The sequence below is a fragment of the Okeania sp. SIO2B9 genome (assembly GCF_010672505.1).
GTDB classification, from domain to species: Bacteria; Cyanobacteriota; Cyanobacteriia; order Cyanobacteriales; family Microcoleaceae; genus Okeania; species Okeania hirsuta.
This window is the reverse complement of record NZ_JAAHGK010000574.1, coordinates 1-4,595: the sequence shown is the minus strand read 5'-3', so window position 1 is coordinate 4,595 and position 4,595 is coordinate 1. Positions and strand designations below refer to the sequence as shown.

4 protein-coding genes are annotated in these 4,595 nt (G+C 34.9%); all 4 read left to right on the top strand.

The window, feature by feature from the left end:
* Positions 1-209 (top strand): sugar nucleotide-binding protein (locus F6K13_RS19365; protein WP_287288072.1); only part of this gene is annotated, 209 nt, incomplete at its 5' end.
* Positions 210-553: 344 nt separating this feature from the next.
* Positions 554-1,300, top strand: coding sequence for a thioesterase II family protein (locus F6K13_RS19360; protein ID WP_124146464.1), 747 nt, complete (start codon positions 554-556; stop codon positions 1,298-1,300).
* A 196-nt stretch (positions 1,301-1,496) separates the two neighbouring features.
* Positions 1,497-2,243: a thioesterase II family protein gene (locus F6K13_RS19355; protein ID WP_124154872.1), complete on the top strand. Its 747-nt coding sequence runs from the start codon at positions 1,497-1,499 to the stop codon at positions 2,241-2,243.
* A 515-nt stretch (positions 2,244-2,758) separates the two neighbouring features.
* On the top strand, positions 2,759-3,715 hold the full coding sequence (locus F6K13_RS19350) for a cyclase family protein (RefSeq protein ID WP_287288070.1): 957 nt from the start codon (positions 2,759-2,761) through the stop codon (positions 3,713-3,715).
* Positions 3,716-4,595 lie beyond the last annotated feature (880 nt).

The following is a 4,595-nucleotide window of genomic DNA, read 5'->3' as shown; positions in this document are numbered from 1 at the left end:
CCATGACTATTTTTGAGGAAGCAAAACAACTGGGTTTTCCTTTGGAAGTAAAACGAGTAGTTCCCATTACTACTGCCGAATATCCAACTCCAGCAAAACGACCTGCTTTTTCAGTTTTGAATAGTGGGAAAATCTCAAAAGTTTTGGGGAACCATTCTCCTTATTGGAAAGATAGTTTGAGGCAAATGTTAAAGCAGTTAGCTGTTTAGAATTTAGAATTTAGAATTTAGAATTTAGAAGTTAAATTGGCAGTACAGATTGACATACTCCTGACGTTGCGCTTACGCGACATGACGAACGGGGGATTCTTCAGGCAGGGAAGTCCTGACCGCAGTTAATGAATCCAACTATCACTCCCTCTCTCTAGATAACAATATTTTCCACAGAGTCACACCAGGCTCACTCAAAAAAACTATATAGTTCTTAGTAAGCAAAAACTATAACGTTGCAGATTTTGTATCTGAAACCCACGGGTGGAGTAAGTATTGAAAAATGTACTCGTCAACAGCTAGAGTTTTTTGTTATACCAATTTCGAGCTAATAAATTTGTCTAATGAATTCTACTACTACTCCTTCTCCTTGGATAAAAATATTTCAACCGATTTCTCAACCTACTCTACGTTTCTTCTGTTTTCACCCTGCTGCTGCTGGAGCTTCCTTGTTTCGCCTTTGGGGAAAATACTTGCCTTCAAATATAGAGGTCTGCGCCATACAATTACCAGGTAGAGAAACTCGGATTAAAGAACCTCTGATTACTAAATGGGATGATCTTTTACCTCCACTGACTCAAGCTTTGTCACCCTTAATTGAAGAACATCCCTTTGTATTTTTTGGGCATAGTCTCGGTGCATTAATAAGTTTTGAAGTGGTTCGTAAACTACGCAGGGAAAAACTTCCTGTTCCTAAATATATGTTTGTCTCTGGTCGTCGCGCTCCTCAAATTCCCATTGATAACCTACGTCATCAAGCATCTGACCAAGAGTTAATTTCCACTTTGCGAGAATACGGCGGTACTTCTGAAGCAGTCTTACAAAACCAAGAGCTAATGGAATTGTTTTTACCTGTATTACGAGCTGACTTTACCCTCAATGAAAAATATACGTATTTTCCTGAAGCACCCTTAGAATCTCCGATCGTTACTTTTAGAGGTAAAAATGATTTGGAAGTTAGCTTGCAATATTTATCCGAATGGGAAAAGCATACTATTAGTAATTTTGCCTTACATGAATTTCCTGGGGGTCATATGTTTTTCCAACAAGAACCGAAAACTTTAATTGAGACGATCTTAAAATTTCTGTAGGGTATTGAGTGTTAGGTTGCAGTTGAAAAATTAACAATTAACAATTACTTCTTCTTAAAAATAAGACAATTCAAGAAGTTAGAAAAAATGTATATCTAACCATCTAAGGAATGAGAATCAAATAAAGTCCACATTTTTTTTACTCATTAACAGCCAGATTTTTTATTATACCAATTTAGAGCTAATAAATTTGCCAATGAATACCACTATTACTCCCTCTCCTTGGATAAAAATATTTCAACCGATTTCTCAACCGACTTTACGTTTATTCTGTTTTCACCCTTCTGCCTCTGGTGCTTCCTTGTTTCGTCTCTGGGGAAAATACTTGCCTTCTAATATAGAGGTATGTGCCATACAACTACCAGGAAGAGAAACTCGAATTAAAGAACCCCTGATTACAAAATGGGACAATCTCTTACCTCCATTGACTCAAGCATTAAAACCGCTAATTATAGAATATCCTTTTGTATTTTTCGGGCATAGTCTGGGTGCGGCAGTCTGTTTTGAAGTAGCTCATCAACTGCGAATGAAAAAACTCCCGACTCCCAAATGTCTATTTATTTCAGGTCGTTACGCTCCTCATATTCCCATTGATAACCCAGTTCATCAAAAGTCAGACCAGGTTTTAATGTCTAAATTTCGTGACTACGGTGGTACTCCAGAAGCAGTGTTACAAAACCGAGACCTAATAGAATTATTTTTACCAATTTTACGAGCAGACCTCACTCTCCACGAAACATATATTGAATCTGGTGAACCTCCTTTTCAATTTCCCATAGTTAGTTTTAGAGGTAAAAATGATGGTGAACTTAACCATGAAGAATTATTTGAATGGAGTCACCATACTCTCGGTTCTTTTGACTTACATGAATTTCCAGGAGGTCATATGTTTTTCCAAAAGGAACCGAAAACTTTAATTGAGACAATCTTAAAATTTCTGTGAGGCAATTTCAGTTATCAGTTATCAGTTATCAGTGCTTCCAGCTTAAATAGAAGACTTGAAATAGGGAATTTTATTTTTTCTATCCCCTTAAAAATTGGAAGCTTAAGACCTTATTTCTTATTTCTTTAATGTTTCTTGAATTACAGCACTTTGTGTGGATAGTAAGCTACAGTTTTAAAAGGTAAGCTATTAGCCTTATTACCTTTAGTTAACAACTCAAGTTCCTCTTTCTTGTGCTTCAATTATCTGGTTGAAAATGTAGTAAAATGTAGTATAAGTTAAGCAAATGCTTGGTTCGTTAATGAAAAAACTTGTTTGTATAGCATGACCTAGGAAGAGCTGACTATTAATATCTGAATGCTTACTTTAAAATTAATTTCTATTCCCGATTCCCGATTCCCGATTCCCTAAAAAAAATGAAAATTCCTAATTACTTCAAATTTACCATAATACTTATTTTTATCTTATCAACTCTCTCTAGTTTTTCATCCTCAAGTATAGCTGACGAACTCCCTTTGAGAGATAGATGGAGTCCTTCAATTTTTGGAAAAAATGATGAAGTAGGTTCAGTTAATTGGATTAGTAATAAAAAAGTTTTAGAATCTCTAAAATTAGTCAAAAAAGGTAAAGTAGCTACTCTTGGCAAAGTTTATCAAAGTGATGCTCCGGTATTTGCACAACGTAATTGGAAATTAATAATTCCCGGTCTACCAACTTATAAATTTCCGGGAGAAAATAGCTTGGTTGCTAATGATGAATATGTGATGGCTGAGTTAGGTCAGGTTGGTACTCAATTTGATGGTTTAGGTCATATTGGGGTGAATACTTCTCAAGGAAATTATTTTTATAATGGTAATTTTTTAGAAGATTTTGGAACATCCTACGGGTTAAATAAATTAGGAGTAGAAAAGATTGGAGAGTTAGGCTATGTGACTAGGGGAGTGTTATTAGATATTGCTGGTTATCGAGGAGTTGAACGTTTACCAGTTCCTCAAGGTAAGAGTAAAAATGACCCAGGAATTATTACAATTAATGATATTAAAGGAGCAATAAAAAAACAAAAAATAGCTCGAATAAAACAAGGGGATGTAGTTATTTTCTATACTGGTCATGGTAAGTATTGGGGAAAAGACTGGGATAGTTTGAGTCCCGAACAAAAAGCCAAAAATCGTCAAATATTTAATTCTGGACGACCTGGACCAGGTATTACTAGCTGTCGTTATTTATCTAGATTAAAAATAGCGATGGTAGGGTCAGATACTTGGGGAACTGAAGCTGCTCCTGGTGAAGACCCAAATCGACCTGCTGATTGTCATATTGAATGGATAGTTAAGCACGGTATTACTATTTTTGAGAACTTGGATGTTAGTCAATTAATAGAAGATAAAGTTTACGAATTTATGTTTGTGTTTGCTCCTCTAAAAATGAAAGGTGCAACAGGTTCGCCTGCTAATCCTATCGCTATTTATTAGTTTAGGGAGTAGGGGAAACTAATTGATGAATAAGAGTGCGATAATTAATTTTATTTTTTATTCTTGGAGATGTCTATTACTACAGGAATAAATATTGAAAAAAAAGGAAAAAATTATAGAGATAGTTGTCTAAAATAAATTGGAGTAACTCTTTTTAAGGATCTCCGATCAAGATGCAGCTTTTTGTATAGCGCTACGCGCTAGGAAACAGGGAACAGGGAATAGTAAGCTGAAAAGGTTTTTTCCTGGGGAAACGCTCCGCAAATACGATTGAAAAATGTCTTAACCAATTCTTGTAGTGCCATAGCATTCTTTTTTCGCCCTTGGTATTATACCAATTTGAAAAAAGAATGTTATCAATAATAAGGGCAATTAAAATACTTTATAGGAGATGTCTCTTGGACTAAAAAGATAAATTCAGACCTAAAAACTGTTATTAAAGCCATTCATTCTGACTCCTGAGGACTGACTCCTAAGAAATATCCTAGTTATTTGTAGCCAACACTTATCAAGTTTATATTATAATTTCAAATAAGAATGAAACCATTTCACAGCAAGAAACCCTCGTCTCAATCTAAACTGAAATGGCTATATAAGTAGGGTAGCAAATATTAACCTGTTTCAAATTAATCTGTACATCCGTGCAAAAATTCGTGTCTTTCCTTCCGATTTATGTTAGTCAAAAAAAAGTCAGAACTTATTTTTATAATTATCGCTACCATTGTAATTTTCCTCCCAGCTTTCTATGTACTATTTATGATATCTAAAGCAGGGGAATTGCTAAATTTTGATTATTGGTGGATGATTAAAAATATCTATTCCATAGATGGATTTTCCGCGAATATTTTTGACTGGATGTTTCGAGCAAACGAACATTTTG